Genomic DNA, 16,563 nt, shown 5'->3' on the forward strand with positions numbered 1-16,563 from the left:
GACAAACACTTCAGTCTAACACTCAACATGTTAAGACTAAAACTGTTATAAAAATTTTTGGGGTAGTACAACCAAATTTCCTTTGAAGTGTTCATCTGCTACACAATAGGTATTTACGAATAATGTATTGACATGTTTAGAGACGGAGCACGCAAGAGTTTATGGCAATCGGAAGTAAAAAAGTATGAAGGATTCTTAGCAAGAGGTCACAGATACGACGTGGTAATCGTCGGCGCTGGAATAACAGGTATTTCAACGGCTTACCGGCTTCAAAATCAAGGGTTAAAATGCGTCATTTTGGAAGCGAGTAATATTGGTTTTGGTACTACCGGGGGCACCACGGCTCACCTAAATGACTTTTTCGACACGACTTTTGAGGAAACAATAAACAAGTTTGGATTAGAGAATGCACGGCTACTTGCTGAGGCGGGAAAAGAAGCTATGCAAATTTTTACGTCGAACGTCATGAAGAATACCATTGACTGTGATTTTGAGCATAAAGATGCAGTGCTGTTTGCAACAAGTGAAGAACAGGTTGAGGAATTAGAGAAAATCTTCGAAGGCGCTCAAAAGGTTGGTTATCAAATGGCATATACAGATAGTATCGAATACCCCATGGGGTTCCAAAAGGCATTGTTGATTCCTCGACAAGCACAATTTCATCCACTTAAATATATCAAAGCCTTAGCCGAGGCTTTTACAAATGCCGGGGGAACCATTATTGATAACTGTATCTACGAATCCCATGACGAGAGCGACCAGGAAGTTCTCGTTCATACGAGTCAGGGGACCGTTCGCGGTGGACATGCTGTGTTTGCAACCCATACTCCCCCTGGAGTTAACCTTTTACACTTTACCACTGCACCATATCGCAGCTATGCAATTGCCTTTACTCTAAACAGTGAAGACTATCCGAACACCTTAGGCTATGACCTTTGCAATCCCTATCATTATTATAGGACTCATATTATCCAGGGAAAGAAAATGATTATTGCGGGAGGAGAGGACCACAAAACAGGACATAGCGAAGATGAGGGTGCATGCTTTGCGCGCTTGGAGAATCACTGTCGAAACTACTTCGATATTAATCAAATTCAGTACGCGTGGTCGAGTCAGTACTTCGAGCCTGCAGATGGACTCCCCTCGATTGGCGTTTTACCATCGAGCCAGGGTCGTCTTTTCGTGGCCACAGGTTTCAGAGGCAACGGGATGACGTTTGGAACCTTGTCTTCGACCATCCTTACCGATTTGATTTTGCAACGCCCTAATCGTTTTGCTAAACTTTTCGATCCGAAGCGATTTAAACCGACTGCCGGCTTCAAGAGTTTCTTGAAGGAAAATGCTACTGTGCTGAAGGATATGATCGGTGATAAGATTAATATGGAGAGAATTAATTCGCTATTGGATATAGAACCCGGAAAGGCGAAAGTTGTTCGATACGGAGGACAGGCTTACGCTGTTTATTCGGAAAGCAATGGCCAACGGCACGTTTTAAAAAGCACATGTCCACACGCCAAGTGTGAAGTACGATGGAATAACGCAGAATTATCTTGGGATTGTCCCTGTCACGGCTCTCGGTTTAACGTGAATGGCAAAATGCTAAATGGTCCTTCAACCCAAGGACTGGAGCGCTTAGAATAGCGAAGGGTACAACTGCAGTGCGACCTTTAGTGCTGGCTAAGCGTCTTGGTCATCAAAGCTTGCAAACATGGGGGAAGGATATCAGTTCCGGTGAGACTGCTTCCTCAATAACGAAACCCTCTGCAACTTGGAGATAGGAGATTGGTTTGGTTTCTTCGTTATCGGCTATACGAGCGCAGCTTGACAGGGATAGGAAGCAGAAAACGAAGAGACAGGGTATCATTAATCGCACTCTCGATTTGAAAGCGGCAAACAATTGTGCATCAGCACATTCACTGACTAAGGTCATTATGAAAAGTTTAAGTTCTTTCTATATCTTGTCTACACAAGACAATCAAATATGGCAAAACTATCCTTATAAACAAGAAGCTAACAGGACATTAAAAATCTAGCGGTCAGATGCTAGAGAATTAGAGGTGGGGAATAGCATGAGTCGGGAAACTGGAAACGTTTTCCAATTTTGTTGAGGGAGTGATTGGTTTAAGAAGAAAGAAAATGCTGGTTGAGTTACGGCGAAACATACTGTTTCCGCGTAACTAAACCAGCATACCGATATTTTATTGTACTCGCATATTTAACTTATTGATCATATTTGCCATCCACACATCTTGAGCCTTGAAGGTCGACAGCTCATCATTATCTCCTGCTTCATCGAGACTTTCGATAATTTCTTCCGCATATTTGAGGTGCAACAACTCAGCGAGATGCATGATGCTGTCCTCATCGAATTCTAATTCATACCAGAAAACTACCTCTTCCAGAAATACGCCATCCCAATTTAAAACAATTGGATCTTCGATTTCCTCTTCCAATCCATAGGCAATAAAAACCCTTCCGCTCGGTATCATACGCGATAATATCAGAACTTCTTAGCTTGAGGATCGGCTTAAAGCGATCAACACGATACGTCTTCTGCTCCTCCGCAGATAAGTCTAAAATCCTTAATGGCTTCGAATATTCGTAACCTAATGCTTCCTCAAATACATCATCAGAAACATTCTCGTCATAGATATCTGTCACAATCTTAGGAAGCCCCAATTTATGAATCAGTTCCCTTAATTCTACTTCAGTTAGTTGATAAGCAGCTATATTTTTTGTTTTATGGATTTATGTTAATAACGACTAATACCTTGAAGTCGTATAACGTAAAAGTACTTTTGAACATACTTTTATCTTTGGCTTCAAATTAACGAATAAACAATTTGTGGCTAAATATTTTACCAAGTGGAATTATATAATTAAACAAGTGGAGCGTTGAAATAGCGGTAACTTCTAATACCATGCTACTTTCACAAGTCCAATTGGATTTGTGAAATGAATTTTACATAACTTTACCGTTTTAATCAGCACCATGATCTACTTCCATATTCCTTTTTGCAAGCAAGCGTGTTACTACTGCGATTTCCACTTTAGCACTTCTATGCAATACAAAGACGAAATGCTGCAGGCTATGCACAAGGAATTGAGCATGCGTTCTAACTATCTCGAAAACAAAACCATCCATTCCATTTACTTCGGCGGAGGCACCCCTTCCACACTTACGGCCGAGGAAATCGACCGCCTGATTGGAAAAGTTGCCGAGCATTACGAAATAGCACCCGATGCGGAAATCACCTTGGAAGCAAATCCTGACGACCTGGATAAAAACAAAGTCAATGCCTTAAGACAAACCGCCGTTAATCGCTTCTCGATCGGAATCCAATCCTTTTATGAGGAAGATTTGCGATGGATGAATAGGGCGCATAATGCTGAAGAGGCGAAATCTGCAATTATGCGCGTGCAAGACGCGGGCTTTGAAAATATAACCTGTGACCTGATCTATGGATACCCCCTATTGACCGATCTGAAGTGGAAAGCTAACATGCAGCAGCTCATTGATTTTCAGATACCGCACATCTCCTCTTATGCGATGACCGTAGAAAAGAAAACAGCGCTGGATCATTTGATAAAGAAAGGGAAAACTGCCCCAATCAACGAAGGTCAAAGTGCGGAGCAGATGCTTATGCTGATTTCCCACTTAACCGACAACGGTTATGAGCAGTATGAAATATCCAATTTCGCAAAGCCCGGAAAACATGCTATCCACAACAGTAATTATTGGAGGGGAAAACACTATTTAGGCATCGGCCCCTCTGCGCACTCCTTTAACGGCGTATCGCGCTCGTGGAATATCGCCAATAATGCACTGTACACCAAACAGCTTTTCCAAAACGAATTGGCATTAGAAACCGAAGAACTAAGCCTAGACGATCAGTTTAACGAGTATGTCATGACATCCCTCCGAACAAAATGGGGAGTAGACTACGAATACCTCAAAAGCAACTTTGATAGCGACTACCTATCCTACCTGAAAAAAGAAGCCGACATCTATCTGAAACAGGAAGATTTACTGCTGAAAGACGATCAATATCTTGTGTTAACCGCCTCAGGAAAGCTAATTGCAGATCAAATCGCCTCTGATTTGTTCATCGTTTCTTAACGTTGCAATTTAATATTTTGCTTTATGTCAACAATAACACGAATTCATTAGCAAATAAAATCCATTAACTAGCATTTGTTAGCAAATCCCTAATTTTTAAAAACCCGCCTGATTACCAGCATTATAATTCATATTTTTGCGCCAAAATAATCTATTATAATCGATATGGTACAATCTTCTACTTTTGAGAACCAAATCAAAAGTTACAAAGTCAAGCAGAACGCTTGCGTAAAGCTTATTCAAGTAGTAAGCGACCTATGGTTCAATCAATCCATTGAACTGGTTCTATTCCGCAATCAACTGATTGATCGTCGCGTAAGTTTCATCCTTAATTTACATCAAAGGACGAAAGAGTTAGCAGAGAAAGAAATTAGTATTGAGGAAACTCTTCAAATTGCTGAGATTATCCAAACGCTAGAATTAACTCCTTCACGCATTGACATTGGTAAATTAGCGTTGGAAGTACGCAAGCAGAACGTTCAACTCGAAGATTTAGAAGCTTTCCTTTCCAAGGAACTCGCGCCTGCACATCAGCATCAAACCTTCGAACCAAGGGACGTTGTTCTCTATGGATTTGGTCGAATTGGTCGCTTATTAGCAAGAGAATTGATCAGCAAAGCAGCTGCAGGTCGTCAATTACGTTTACGAGCAATTGTGACCAGAGATCAGTTGGATGAAAAAACACTCGAAAAAAGAGCGAGCTTATTACGTCAAGATTCTATCCACGGTGACTTCGAAGGCGAAGTAGATATCGATGTAGAAAAAGGTGCATTGATTATCAATGGCGTACCTGTTTACATCATCTCTGCCAAGAATCCTGAAGACATCGATTATACACAGTACGACATCAATAACGCCTTAGTAATCGATAATACAGGGGCTTTTAGAGATCAACAAGAGCTTAGTCGCCATTTAACTTCTAAGGGTGCAACACAAGTCTTATTGACTGCGCCGGGCAAAGGTGTTCCAAATATCGTTTACGGCGTAAATGAATATGACGCCGACAATAAAAAGGATAATACATTCTCTGCTGCTTCTTGTACCACCAATGCTATTTCACCAGTTTTAGCGGTATTAGAGAAACGTATCGGAATTGTGAAAGGCCATATCGAAACCATCCACTCCTACACCAACGACCAAAACTTAGTTGATAACTTCCATAAGAAGTCTAGAAGAGGACGTGCAGCGGCATTAAACATGGTAATCACGGAGACTGGCGCAGGAAGCGCAGTCGCGAAAGTATTACCTGTATTGGCTGGAAAGCTAACCTCCAATGCGATTCGCGTGCCTGTTCCTAATGGTTCCCTAGCGATCTTAAATCTAGAACTGAAGTCCATCACTACGGTTGAAGAGGTGAACGGCCTTTTAAAGAAAGCAGCGTTAGAAGGTGATCTAGTCGAACAAATTCAATACGCAAACAACGCAGAACTTGTATCATCTGATATCGTGGGCACTACGGCCGCTTCTGTGGTTGATGCTCCTGCAACAATCGTATCAGCAGATGGCAAAAACGTCGTAATTTACGTATGGTATGATAATGAATACGGCTATACACATCAAGTAATGCGCCTAGCCAGACATATCGCTGGAGTAAGAAGATATACTTATTATTAAGATTCTCTTGTACGGTCGCAAAAGTGCATTGTCTAGGAATCGAGCAAGTCATCTGACTCAAGAAAACAGCGAGCAACTCGCCGAGAAGCTTAAAAGTATATTTGGCACAAACTAAAAACCCATAGCGATTGCTATATAAATCGATGAATCGAACAATGGGGCTGTAGCAATACGGCTCCATTGATTTTTAGCCTCCTGTGGTAGATATCTTAACCAATCAGCCGCTCCGTTTCCAAATATTTCATAATGATCTGCGTAGCCCCAGCACGCGTATGCACATAATTCTTAGCTGATTCTCCCGCCATGTTCAACTTTGCAGGATCCTTCAAAGCCGCAAATATGTTGGAAAGCTCCTCCTTGCTGCTGACCGGAAAACCAGCACCCAGTTCCAGCAAATCCATCGCTTCCTTAAACTTCTCATACTTCGGACCGAATATCACCGGAATACCGTAAGTAGCAGCCTCCAACGTATTATGTATTCCCGCTCCAAAACCACCACCAATATAGGCGATATCGCCATAATAATAAAGCGATGACAGCATACCAATATTGTCAATAATCAATACCTGCTCTCGAGCAATTTCTTCAGCAGAATAACGCCCGAATTGCGAGAAACGTAAGGCCGAAGGAAAGAGCTTTAAAAGCTGTTCAATATGTTCATCATGAATTTCATGAGGCGCAATAATCGCTTTCCAATCCTGATATTCGGACAACAAGTCTTGGATCAGCGCTTCATCAGCTGGCCAGGTACTTCCCCCGACCAATACCCGCTTATTACCCACAAATTCTTTAACCGGCTCGATTGCCTTGTGCGTCCTCGGAAGCTCTACCACCCGATCAAACCGCGTATCTCCGGCTAGACCCGCTTTGGTGATCCCAATCCACTTCAACATATGCACACTCTCCATATTCTGAGTAAAGAAAAAGGATACCTTTTTCAAAATCTTACGATAAAACCCTCCACGTCGCTTAAAAAACAATTGTTCCTCCCGAAAGATCGCCGAGATCATCAGTAAACGAACTCCACGCTTTTCCAGCACATCGAAGTAGTGATACCAGTATTCGTACTTCGTGAAGATCGCTAATTTCGGTCGGATCGCGTCCAGAAACTTGCGCGCATTACCCGCTGTATCCTCCGGCAAATAGAACACATAATCGGCCAAGGCCGTGTTCTTCCGGATTTCGTAGCCCGATGGCGAAAAAAATGTTACAATTATTTTTTCAGTAGGATAACGTTGCTTAATCTGCTCCATAACAGATCGCCCCTGCTCAAATTCGCCCAGGGAAGCAAAGTGAAACCAGATGTGTTCCTGACTGGAATCAACCGTTTGACTGATCTGCTTCAACAAGCCCTTACGACCCGCAACCCATAGCTTCGCTTTTGCATAAAAAGGCGCAATCAGACGAAGTAATGTGCCGTAGAGGAATATGCCCAGATCGTAAAGTAAACGCATAATATTAAAAGTAATGTTTATCTTCGTCAAAGATATTAAACCTTTTCAAATTCACTATTGTGCAAAAGGAGAAGCCCAAACGAATATTGATTACTGGAGCGGCGGGATTCCTAGGCTCTCACCTCTGTGACCACTTTATCAAAGAGGAATTCCACGTAATTGGTATGGATAATTTGATAACCGGGGATATCAAAAACATCGAACATCTATTCCACCTCCCCAACTTTGAATTCTATCATCACGATGTAAGCAAATTCGTGCACGTACCGGGCGAGCTGCACTACATCTTACACTTTGCATCACCAGCAAGTCCCATCGACTACCTGAAGATACCCATACAAACCCTCAAAGTAGGATCCCTAGGTACGCACAACCTGCTGGGACTGGCAAAGAGCAAGAAAGCACGCATATTAGTCGCCTCCACATCGGAGGTATATGGCGACCCTTCGGTATCTCCGCAATCGGAAGAATACTGGGGAAATGTAAACCCCGTCGGACCCCGAGGGGTCTACGATGAAGCAAAACGCTTTCAGGAAGCCATGACCATGGCTTATCACAATGCGCACTCCTTAGAAACAAGAATAGCAAGGATATTCAACACCTTCGGACCACGCATGCGTCTCCACGACGGTAGAGCATTGCCAACCTTCATTTCGCAAGCTTTGCAAGGCAAAGATTTGACCGTCTTTGGAAACGGCATGCAAACGCGTTCTTTTTGCTACGTCACAGATCAAATTGAGGGCATCTGCAAGCTCCTCCTTAGCGATTACCCGCTACCGGTAAACATTGGAAATCCAGATGAGATGACACTCTTGGACATGGCCAAGGAGATCATCGACCTCACAAATAGCTCTTCAAAGATTGTTTTTGAAGAACTACCGATCGACGATCCTAAGCAGCGGAGACCCGACATTCGAAAAGCCAAAGAATTGCTCAACTGGGAACCCAAAGTGGGCAGACGAGAAGGGCTGGAGAAAACAATAGCCTATTACAAGACATTATTTAACGATCAACAGTATAAACTTAGCACATAATAAAGCATATGAGTAAAATATTAGTAACCGGAGGAACGGGATTCATTGGATCGCACACCGTAGTAGAATTGCACAACGCAGGCTATACCCCTGTTTTAATCGACAATCTGTCCAATTCGAATATCAGGATCTTAGATCAGATCGAGAAAATTATTGGCGTGAAACCCGAGTTTCACCAATTTGACCTATGCGATACGGCTAAAGTAAACGAATTTGTCGCTTCAAATCCGGATATCAAAGGTATCATTCATTTTGCCGCATCTAAAGCGGTAGGCGAGTCGGTACAAGATCCGTTGAAGTATTATCATAACAACTTCTACTCATTAATCAACTTGTTAGAAGCTTATCGTCAAAAACCGATCAACTTCGTATTTTCATCCAGCTGTACCGTCTATGGCGAGCCGGATGTATTACCGGTAAACGAAGCTGCACCGGTGAAACGCGCAACCTCTCCGTACGGAAACACCAAACAAATCGCCGAAGAAATTCTACAAGAGTCTGCAAGCGCATATGACAATTACCAAGTAATCGCTCTTCGCTACTTCAACCCGGTTGGAGCACATGAATCAGCACTGATCGGCGAATTGCCAATCGGAGTTCCACAGAACTTATTGCCGTTCATTACGCAGACAGCCATCGGAAAACGCGAAAAACTAACCGTATTTGGTGATGACTATGAAACGCCGGACGGTTCTGCAGTACGCGATTATATCCACGTGGTCGACCTAGCAAAAGCACACGTAGCAGCCATCAAATTATTGGAAAAAGGAAATCCAAACGGCAACTACGATGTATTTAATGTGGGTACAGGAAATGGCTATTCGGTATTAGAAGCTATCGCAGCTTTCGAAAAAGCCTCAGGCCAAAAACTAAACTACGTAATCGGTCCGCGTCGTGAAGGTGATATCATCAAAGTATGGGGCGATGTAACCAAATCAACCAATGAATTAGGCTGGAAAGCGGAGTTGGGAATCGAAGAAATGATGGCCTCAGCATGGGCATGGGAGAAATATCTATCGGAAAACACATTGTAGTAGTTAGTGCTTAGTAGTTAGTAATTAGTACTTAGTAGTTAGACCTATAGCGGGTTACATAAGGATATAAAAAAGGCTAGAACATTCGTTCTAGCCTTTTTGTTTACTCTTTTCTGGGCAATGGCAATTTCGATTTTTCATGGGGACTGCTTCGGCATAAACCCCTTGTAAAGCCCTTTCAAACCCAATGCATAACCCTTTTAAACCCGCCTGGAAAGGGCTATGTATTGGGTTTGATCTGGGTTAGAAAATTGATTGACTGCTTGGAGCTAGGATGTTCTCCATGCAAAGGGGCTTCCTATACGGAGAGCCCCTTTAAAAAATCTACTAATTAAGCTTATTACTTCTGATCGAAGTTTTTAACTTCTTGATATATTTTGGGGTTGAATTTGAATTGTGGAGTCATCCAATACAACAAGATAATCCTTGAATAGCGGTTGTTGAACGGCGCAAAAATCAGGGTTGCCGCCAATGCCACAATAACATATAACCAAGGACTCTCCATATTTCCTGTAATGAGGTATGTTGCTACGCAGGATGCGACCAGCTCGGCTACGCTCATGGCATAGCTAATGTACATCGCTACATAGAAATAGCCCGGCTCCTTTTCAAATTTCAAGTCGCAGGCAGGGCATTTCACATTCATTTTCGCCGATTTAAAGCTCAATAAGGAACCCTTAAACATATTACCGGTTCTGCATCGTGGGCATTTGCCGTCGATTGCACTTTTTATTTCTGAGGGGATTTGATAGTTAGTCTCCATTTTTGCATTTACTTCCATTGTGATTTCCTAAATTCTTCGGGGGTCATCCCAGCTACCTTCTTAAAAAATTTGGTGAAATAGGAGTTGTCGCTAAACTGTAACTCATAAGCCACCTGTGATATCGTCCAGTCAGGCAAAATTAGTAAGCGTTTTGCCTCTAAATGTATTCTATTGCGAATGACCTCGCCAGCTTGCAAGCCTAAATATTCTTTGCAGACACCGTTGAGGTGATTGGGTGTGACAAATAATAACTCAGCGTATTCCTTCGGCAGGTGCAAGTCCTTATAGCGCATATCGACCAGCGCAATAAAGTTCTTGATCAGCACCATTTGATAGTCCATCGTTTTCGTCGGAAAACTCGGCATGTAATCCTGCTCCAATTTCAATAAAATATAGAGCAATAAAGACTTCTTTAGATCGTCTTCTGCAGGTCCATTCTTCAAACCGACCAGCTGTTCAAATAAAGGTACAACCTGCCTTAAAGTTTCCTCCGTTAATGAAAAAACCGAGTTGTTCAGCGTCGAGAATATCGACAAGTTTTCGATATAGTCGGGACGAAGCAACAGCGATTTAAAATAGTCTATATCGAAGTTGATGATATAGCCCTGCATATTGCCGTCGAACATCCAGGAATGTACCTGCCCCGGTCCCATGCAATAGACCTGTCCTATAGAAACGGGATACGTTTTAAAGTCAATTTCATGCGAACCCGATCCTTCCAGGAAAAGTACCAGATGGTAAAAATTATGCCTATGTGGAAATACGAGGTTCCTATTGTTCAGCAAATATACGTCTAAGCGATCCGCAAGAAGGTGTTTATCCTCCTTGTAGGAAACCGTACATTGCTCTATAACAGGTATCTTTGCCATACGACACAAAGTTAGGCAATTACTACCATCAAGTGTGGTAATAAAACATTTCTTAATGGTGTTTTTTACTTATTCGATAAAATTGTCTAGCAAATAATACCATAAAAATCCCGATAGCTAATTGATACCGACCACTCATTAGCTAAGAAATGTCTATCATATTCGCGTAATAATAAACCGTCTATTACGGCTTTGAGTTATATTATTTTACTTTCGCGTTCAAATAGTCAGTAAGATGAGAATAAGACATTCCGTTTGGTTTCTCCTGTTAGGAGCCATACTAATCAGTGGTTGTGAGATGTTCGATGTGCACCCTTATGACGGCGATATCAAAGGCAAACGCGACATCAACCCCCGCAATATACAACGCATTGAAGAAGAGACGCAGGATAAAGATACCATTCGCTACGCGTTAATCAGCGATTCTCAACGTTGGTATGATGAGCTTGATGATTTTGTAGATTTTGCGAACAAGCGGAATGATTTAGATTTTATAATCCATGCGGGCGATCTAACTGACTTTGGCGTTACTAAGGAGTTTTTATTGCAGCGGGATATTCTTGAGGGTCTGCATAGACCCTATGTGGCGCTGATTGGTAATCACGATGTTCTTGCCAATGGTGATGATATCTTTCGTATTGTTTTCGGCCCCTTGAACTTCAGCTTTATCACTGGGCGAACGAAGTTCGTATGTTTAAATACAAACGCCCTAGAGTCTGATTACTCCAATCCGATCCCTGATTTTTCATTTATCCAAGCCGAACGCGATGCTGATCGGGACAAATTTGACAAAACCGTTTTTGTCATGCATGCGAAGCCTACTTCCGAGCAGTTTAACAACAATGTAAAGGATGTTTTCCAATACAGCATCAAGCTATACCCAAACCTGCTTTATGCAAATCATGGGCATGACCACCGTTATCAGAATGAGGACATCTTTCATGACGGCATCACTTATTATGGAACGCCGAATATAGGAAAACGCCAATTCTTACTTTTCACGATTACCAAGAACAGCTACAGCCATGAAATCATCTCTTTTTAACGGTAAATTCTTCGCTCCGATTTTCATTTTACTGTTCTGGTCAAGTTTCGCATCAGCCTCAGTAAAAGATACCGTTATCCACGACTCAACAGGTCGAGCCATTAAGAAAACACGTCAATTAAAAAAAACAGCCTTTACTTTGGTTCCTTCGACTTATATCACGCAGTTTGCTGGGTCAATTGGTTTGATATCTGTCGGTGCCGGCTGGGATTACGGACGTAGAGATCAATGGGCTACCGAGTTTATGGCAGGTATTGTTCCTCGTTATGATACTGATCGCGCAAAAGTTACTCTTACCCTTCGACAAACCTATACGCCTTGGAGCATCCCGATTAACAAGCATTTCAACTACCAGCCTTTACGTACCGGCCTGTACATCAACACCATGATCGGGAACCAATTCTGGTTCAATGCACCCGATCGTTACCCCGGCGACTATTACACCTTCTCGACAAAATTGCGCTTCAACGCATTTATAGGGCAGGAAATTACCTATAAGATCCCGTCGGACAACTTCTACTTTGAAGGCATCAAATTCTATTACGACCTGCATACCAATGATCTGATGCTGATCAGCAGGATACAAAATCGATATTTAAAAGGGCAGGACTACCTGGGTTTAGCACTCGGATTAAAACTTCAGATTAGAAGGCGTTAAAAATATTCTGTATTTTTAAAAATGTCATTATACAAAGATCAAACCCTGAAGGAAGCTGTCCTTAATCTTCCGCAGAAAGAGAAGGACAAATTGTTGATCCGACTGATCAACAAGGACAAGATGCTGGTCAAACAGCTTCATTATGAACTTTTGGAGGATGAGATGGATCTGGAAGACCGCATCAATGATCTGAAAAATCGGCTAGATCGACATTTTGAGCTAGCGCAAGCGTCTATCAAGAACCTGCCGATGTATAGTAATTACAAACAACTGCACGCTTATTTACGTCAAGCCTCGGGTCTGGTGAATGAGCATGAGAAAATTACAAAGGATAAATTTAGTGTGGTCGAGTGCAGGCTGATTATCCTGGAAGATGCGTTCGACCTTTTCCCCCGCCTCTTCGAACCCTCGGCATTAGCGCCCGCAATGAAGTTACATAAATACATACAGGGACGTATCAAAAATGCGATGACTTCCTTTGACAAACTGCATGAGGATCTGCAATTTGACCTACAAGATCAAATGACCCGCGTAATAGACTTTGCCCAGGAGCACCGCCTATAGCGTCGGTAGCAAAACATAAATTTTTGTAACTTTGCAAAAATATTCTCACACGTGAACATCCAAGACCTCTTAGAAAAATACAGTCAATCCGAACAAGTTCATTCCATCAAGGAAAATTTACAAGCTCGAAATCCTAAGATTCAGCTAAAAGGGCTTATCGGTTCTTCCGATGCCATGCTTGCTGCAGCCTTATATGCGGAAGAAAAAAGGATGAACGTCTTTGTTCTCCCCAATCATGAGGATGCTTCCTTCTTTTTGAGCGACCTGGAAAGTCTGTTTGATAAGCAGATCTTGTTTTTCCCCGCTTCCTACAAGAAAGCTTTCGATATCAGCATTATCGATAGTGCGCATGTTTTGCAACGTGCCGAGACGCTAAGCTCCTTGAACCATAACTCGGAATTACCGCGAATTGTGGTTACTTATCCGGAAGCGATTTCAGAGAAAGTGATCAACAGGCAGGACTTGGAAAAGAACACGCTGGAGATTACGCAGAATATAAAACTCAGCATTGATTTCATCAATGAGTTCCTTTATGAATACGATTTCGAACGAGTAGATTTCGTTTATGAACCTGGGCAGTTTGCCATTCGCGGTGGAATCGTGGATATCTTCTCCTTCTCCAATGACCTCCCCTATCGTATCGAGTTCTTTGGTGATGAGATTGAAAGTATCCGGACCTTTGATATCGAATCTCAACTTTCGGTCAGCAAAATACATACGGTTACTATCGTCCCGAATGTTCAGGCTAAGTTTCTCTCGGCCAACCATATTTCGTTGTTGGAATACATAGACAAGAACGCCATCCTATGGGTCAAGGATGTGCAGTATAGCTTAGACATCATTAAAGAAGGCTATCATGGTGCTTCCAAATTCTGGAAGGCGCTTTCAGAACAGGATATACAACGCAATCCTGACTGGATAGATCCACGTTTTACCTTTACCGATGAGAAGAATTTTGCAGCCATGCTGTTCGAATTTCCGATCATCGAATTCGGGAAGCAATTTTACTATAAAGCCGATCATACGATCAGCTTCGACATACATCCGCAGCCATCTTTCAATAAAGATTTCAATTTATTGATTCATAATTTTCATGAAAATGAGAAGAATGCGATCAAGAACCTGATCTTCTCCGATTCGACCAAGCAAATCGAACGTATCTATGCCATCCTGGACGATTTGGACAAGACCATTAGCTTTACGCCGGTTTACAAAGCTTTGCGCGAAGGATTCCGTGATGATGAGCAAAAGTTGGCATGTTATACTGATCATCAAATCTTTGATCGCTATTATAAATATAAACGCCGCAAAGGTTATGAGCGTTCGCAAGCGATTACCTTAAAAGAGCTGAGCGAACTGAAACCAGGCGATTACATTACCCATATTGACCATGGAGTCGGCAAATATGCAGGTTTGGAGAAGATTGATGTGAACGGCAAGACGCAAGAGATGATTCGCTTGATCTATGCAGACAATGACTTGCTTTATGTCAATATCAACTCCCTAAACCGCATTTCCAAGTACTCCGGAAAAGAGGGCACCGTTCCGAAGATGAATAAGCTAGGGACAGATGCTTGGGAAAAACTGAAGAAAACAACGAAGAGGAAGGTTAAGGACATTGCCCGCGACCTGATTCAATTATACGCCAAGCGTAAGGCCCAAACCGGGAATGCGTTTAGCCCCGACACCTACTTGCAGCGCGAGCTGGAGGCTTCCTTTATTTATGAAGACACTCCTGACCAGGAAAAGGCTACCAACGATGTGAAGAAGGATATGGAGTCTCCACATCCGATGGATAGATTGGTCTGTGGGGATGTTGGTTTCGGAAAGACGGAGGTGGCAATACGCGCCGCGTTTAAAGCGGTTGCCGATAGTAAGCAGGTTGCTGTATTGGTTCCGACGACCATTCTTGCCCTGCAACATTACAGGACCTTCTCTGAGCGCTTGAAAGGATTGCCGGCTAACATTGACTACATCAACCGTTTTAAGTCTTCAAAACAGATTAAAGACAGCTTAAAACGCCTGGAAGAAGGTAAGATCGATATCATCATCGGTACGCATCGATTGGTAAGCAAAGATGTGAAGTTTAAGGACTTGGGACTGATGATTATTGATGAGGAGCAGAAATTCGGCGTTTCGGTGAAAGAGAAGCTGAAGGTGATGCGCGCCAATGTGGATTCATTGACATTGACGGCTACTCCCATTCCTCGAACCTTGCACTTCTCACTGATGGGTGCTCGCGATTTGAGCATTATCTCCACGCCACCACCAAACAGGCAGCCCGTGCAAACGGAACTGCATGTTTTTAACGATGCTTTGATCAAGGAGGCTGTAAGTTATGAGTTAGATCGTGGCGGACAGGTCTTCTTTATCCACAACCGTGTTGCTGACCTTCCGCAACTAGGTATGCTTATTCGTAAGCTGGTACCCGGAGCAAGAGTAGGTATAGCACATGGACAGCTTGAAGGCGATGAACTGGAGGATGTAATGTTGAAATTCATCAACCATGACTACGATGTGCTGATTGCAACGACCATTATCGAAGCAGGCCTGGACATCCCGAATGCGAATACGATTATCATCAACCAGGCGCATATGTTCGGCTTGAGCGATCTGCACCAGATGCGCGGACGAGTGGGACGCTCCAACAAAAAGGCATTCTGTTATTTATTGAGCCCACCATTATCGACATTAACGAACGAGGCCTACAAACGCCTTTCGGCAATTGAAGAGTTTTCGGAACTGGGATCGGGCTTTAATGTGGCGATGCGCGACTTGGATATCCGTGGTTCCGGTAACCTATTGGGTGCGGAGCAGTCTGGATTTATTGCAGAGATCGGGTTCGAGATGTATAATAAGATATTGGACGAAGCCGTACAGGAGCTGAAAGACGATGAGTTCGGCGACCTCTTTGCAGACGATAAGGATAGAAAGTATGTGACTTTTACACAGATAGATACCGATTTGGAAGTACTGATCCCGGATGAGTATGTGACGAATATCTCCGAACGCTATAATCTATATAATGATATCGCCAAGTTAAAGAATGAGACTGAATTGCAGGCATTTGAACAGGAACTGGTTGATCGTTTCGGACCTATCCCGGCCCCTGTTTTTGAGCTTTTCAATACGTTGCGCTTGCAGTGGCTAGGTAAAGAGATCGGCTTAGAAAAGATTTCTTACAAGAAAGAAACATTGAAAGGATTCTTTGTGAGCAATACCAAGTCCAGCTATTATCAATCTGAGCAGTTTGGAAAGGTATTGGCCTTTGTTCAACGACATGCTAGCATCAGCAACCTCAAAGAGGTTAAAGGGCAGCTCCGCATTGCGATCAGCAATGTGAACAGCATAGAATATGCGATCAGCTTGTTGTCTGAAATGAAGTAATAAAAGTTATTTTCAAATACG

13 protein-coding genes are annotated in these 16,563 nt (G+C 42.7%); 9 read left to right on the forward strand and 4 right to left on the reverse strand.

Features of this window, described 5'->3' with window-relative positions; all coding sequences use genetic code 11:
• Nucleotides 1–132: 132 nt before the first annotated feature.
• Nucleotides 133–1,641 carry an FAD-dependent oxidoreductase gene (locus QYC40_RS16645; protein ID WP_301991325.1) on the forward strand — a complete coding sequence of 503 codons (1,509 nt, stop codon included), beginning with the start codon at nt 133–135 and terminating at the stop codon, nt 1,639–1,641.
• A 557-nt stretch (nt 1,642–2,198) separates the two neighbouring features.
• Here the strand turns inward: QYC40_RS16645 and QYC40_RS16650 are convergent.
• Nucleotides 2,199–2,489 carry a hypothetical protein gene (locus tag QYC40_RS16650; protein ID WP_301991326.1) on the reverse strand — a complete coding sequence of 97 codons (291 nt, stop codon included), beginning with the start codon at nt 2,487–2,489 and terminating at the stop codon, nt 2,199–2,201.
• A 503-nt stretch (nt 2,490–2,992) separates the two neighbouring features.
• Between QYC40_RS16650 and hemW the strand changes: the two genes are divergently transcribed.
• The gene (hemW, locus tag QYC40_RS16655) at nt 2,993–4,120 is read left to right on the forward strand and encodes a radical SAM family heme chaperone HemW (RefSeq protein ID WP_301991328.1); all 1,128 of its coding nucleotides are present in this window, start codon (nt 2,993–2,995) and stop codon (nt 4,118–4,120) included.
• A gap of 165 nt (nt 4,121–4,285) precedes the next feature.
• On the forward strand, nt 4,286–5,734 hold the full coding sequence (locus QYC40_RS16660) for a glyceraldehyde-3-phosphate dehydrogenase (RefSeq protein WP_301991329.1): 1,449 nt from the start codon (nt 4,286–4,288) through the stop codon (nt 5,732–5,734).
• Nucleotides 5,735–5,943: 209 nt separating this feature from the next.
• Here QYC40_RS16660 and QYC40_RS16665 read toward each other — a convergent pair whose 3' ends face one another.
• The gene (locus tag QYC40_RS16665) at nt 5,944–7,188 is read right to left on the reverse strand and encodes a 3-deoxy-D-manno-octulosonic acid transferase (RefSeq protein WP_301991330.1); all 1,245 of its coding nucleotides are present in this window, start codon (nt 7,186–7,188) and stop codon (nt 5,944–5,946) included.
• 59 nt (nt 7,189–7,247) lie between these two features.
• Here QYC40_RS16665 and QYC40_RS16670 point away from each other — a divergent pair, with 59 nt between their 5' ends.
• Together QYC40_RS16670 and galE are read left to right on the forward strand one after the other, a co-directional pair.
• Nucleotides 7,248–8,222, forward strand: a complete 975-nt coding sequence (locus QYC40_RS16670) for a UDP-glucuronic acid decarboxylase family protein (RefSeq protein WP_301991331.1) — start codon at nt 7,248–7,250, stop codon at nt 8,220–8,222.
• Between the two features lie 8 nt (nt 8,223–8,230).
• Nucleotides 8,231–9,256, forward strand: coding sequence for a UDP-glucose 4-epimerase GalE (galE, locus tag QYC40_RS16675; RefSeq protein WP_301991332.1), 1,026 nt, complete (start codon nt 8,231–8,233; stop codon nt 9,254–9,256).
• A 340-nt stretch (nt 9,257–9,596) separates the two neighbouring features.
• On the opposite strand, the gene QYC40_RS16680 is transcribed toward galE, so the two are convergent.
• Both QYC40_RS16680 and QYC40_RS16685 read right to left on the reverse strand, forming a co-directional pair.
• Complete coding sequence (locus tag QYC40_RS16680) at nt 9,597–10,037, reverse strand: DUF983 domain-containing protein (RefSeq protein ID WP_301991333.1); 441 nt, start codon at nt 10,035–10,037, stop codon at nt 9,597–9,599.
• Complete coding sequence (locus tag QYC40_RS16685) at nt 10,028–10,888, reverse strand: helix-turn-helix transcriptional regulator (protein WP_301991334.1); 861 nt, start codon at nt 10,886–10,888, stop codon at nt 10,028–10,030. The genes QYC40_RS16680 and QYC40_RS16685 overlap by 10 nt, the downstream gene beginning before the upstream one ends.
• A 235-nt stretch (nt 10,889–11,123) precedes the next feature.
• Between QYC40_RS16685 and QYC40_RS16690 the strand changes: the two genes are divergently transcribed.
• The 4 genes from QYC40_RS16690 to mfd are packed head-to-tail and all read left to right on the forward strand — an operon-like array spanning nt 11,124 to nt 16,542.
• Nucleotides 11,124–11,933, forward strand: coding sequence for a metallophosphoesterase (locus QYC40_RS16690; protein WP_301991335.1), 810 nt, complete (start codon nt 11,124–11,126; stop codon nt 11,931–11,933).
• Nucleotides 11,914–12,591, forward strand: coding sequence for a hypothetical protein (locus tag QYC40_RS16695; protein WP_301991336.1), 678 nt, complete (start codon nt 11,914–11,916; stop codon nt 12,589–12,591). The genes QYC40_RS16690 and QYC40_RS16695 overlap by 20 nt, the downstream gene beginning before the upstream one ends.
• A gap of 21 nt (nt 12,592–12,612) precedes the next feature.
• Nucleotides 12,613–13,155: a hypothetical protein gene (locus QYC40_RS16700; protein ID WP_301991338.1), complete on the forward strand. Its 543-nt coding sequence runs from the start codon at nt 12,613–12,615 to the stop codon at nt 13,153–13,155.
• 51 nt (nt 13,156–13,206) lie between these two features.
• A complete protein-coding gene (mfd, locus tag QYC40_RS16705; RefSeq protein ID WP_301991339.1) occupies nt 13,207–16,542 on the forward strand; it encodes a transcription-repair coupling factor in 3,336 nt (1,111 codons plus the stop codon).
• The last annotated feature ends 21 nt before the right edge of the window (nt 16,543–16,563 follow it).

Origin of the sequence: Sphingobacterium sp. BN32, from assembly GCF_030503615.1 — a bacterium.
Lineage (GTDB): Bacteria > Bacteroidota > Bacteroidia > Sphingobacteriales > Sphingobacteriaceae > Sphingobacterium.

Coding starts and splice junctions, on each gene's coding strand:
- QYC40_RS16645 (WP_301991325.1), top strand. CDS start 133: ATGTTTAGAGACGGAGCACGCAAGAGTTTATGGCAATCGGAAGTAAAA.
- QYC40_RS16650 (WP_301991326.1), bottom strand. CDS start 2,489: ATGATACCGAGCGGAAGGGTTTTTATTGCCTATGGATTGGAAGAGGAA.
- hemW (WP_301991328.1), top strand. CDS start 2,993: ATGATCTACTTCCATATTCCTTTTTGCAAGCAAGCGTGTTACTACTGC.
- QYC40_RS16660 (WP_301991329.1), top strand. CDS start 4,286: ATGGTACAATCTTCTACTTTTGAGAACCAAATCAAAAGTTACAAAGTC.
- QYC40_RS16665 (WP_301991330.1), bottom strand. CDS start 7,188: ATGCGTTTACTTTACGATCTGGGCATATTCCTCTACGGCACATTACTT.
- galE (WP_301991332.1), top strand. CDS start 8,231: ATGAGTAAAATATTAGTAACCGGAGGAACGGGATTCATTGGATCGCAC.
- QYC40_RS16680 (WP_301991333.1), bottom strand. CDS start 10,037: ATGGAAGTAAATGCAAAAATGGAGACTAACTATCAAATCCCCTCAGAA.
- QYC40_RS16685 (WP_301991334.1), bottom strand. CDS start 10,888: ATGGCAAAGATACCTGTTATAGAGCAATGTACGGTTTCCTACAAGGAG.
- QYC40_RS16690 (WP_301991335.1), top strand. CDS start 11,124: ATGAGAATAAGACATTCCGTTTGGTTTCTCCTGTTAGGAGCCATACTA.
- QYC40_RS16695 (WP_301991336.1), top strand. CDS start 11,914: ATGAAATCATCTCTTTTTAACGGTAAATTCTTCGCTCCGATTTTCATT.
- QYC40_RS16700 (WP_301991338.1), top strand. CDS start 12,613: ATGTCATTATACAAAGATCAAACCCTGAAGGAAGCTGTCCTTAATCTT.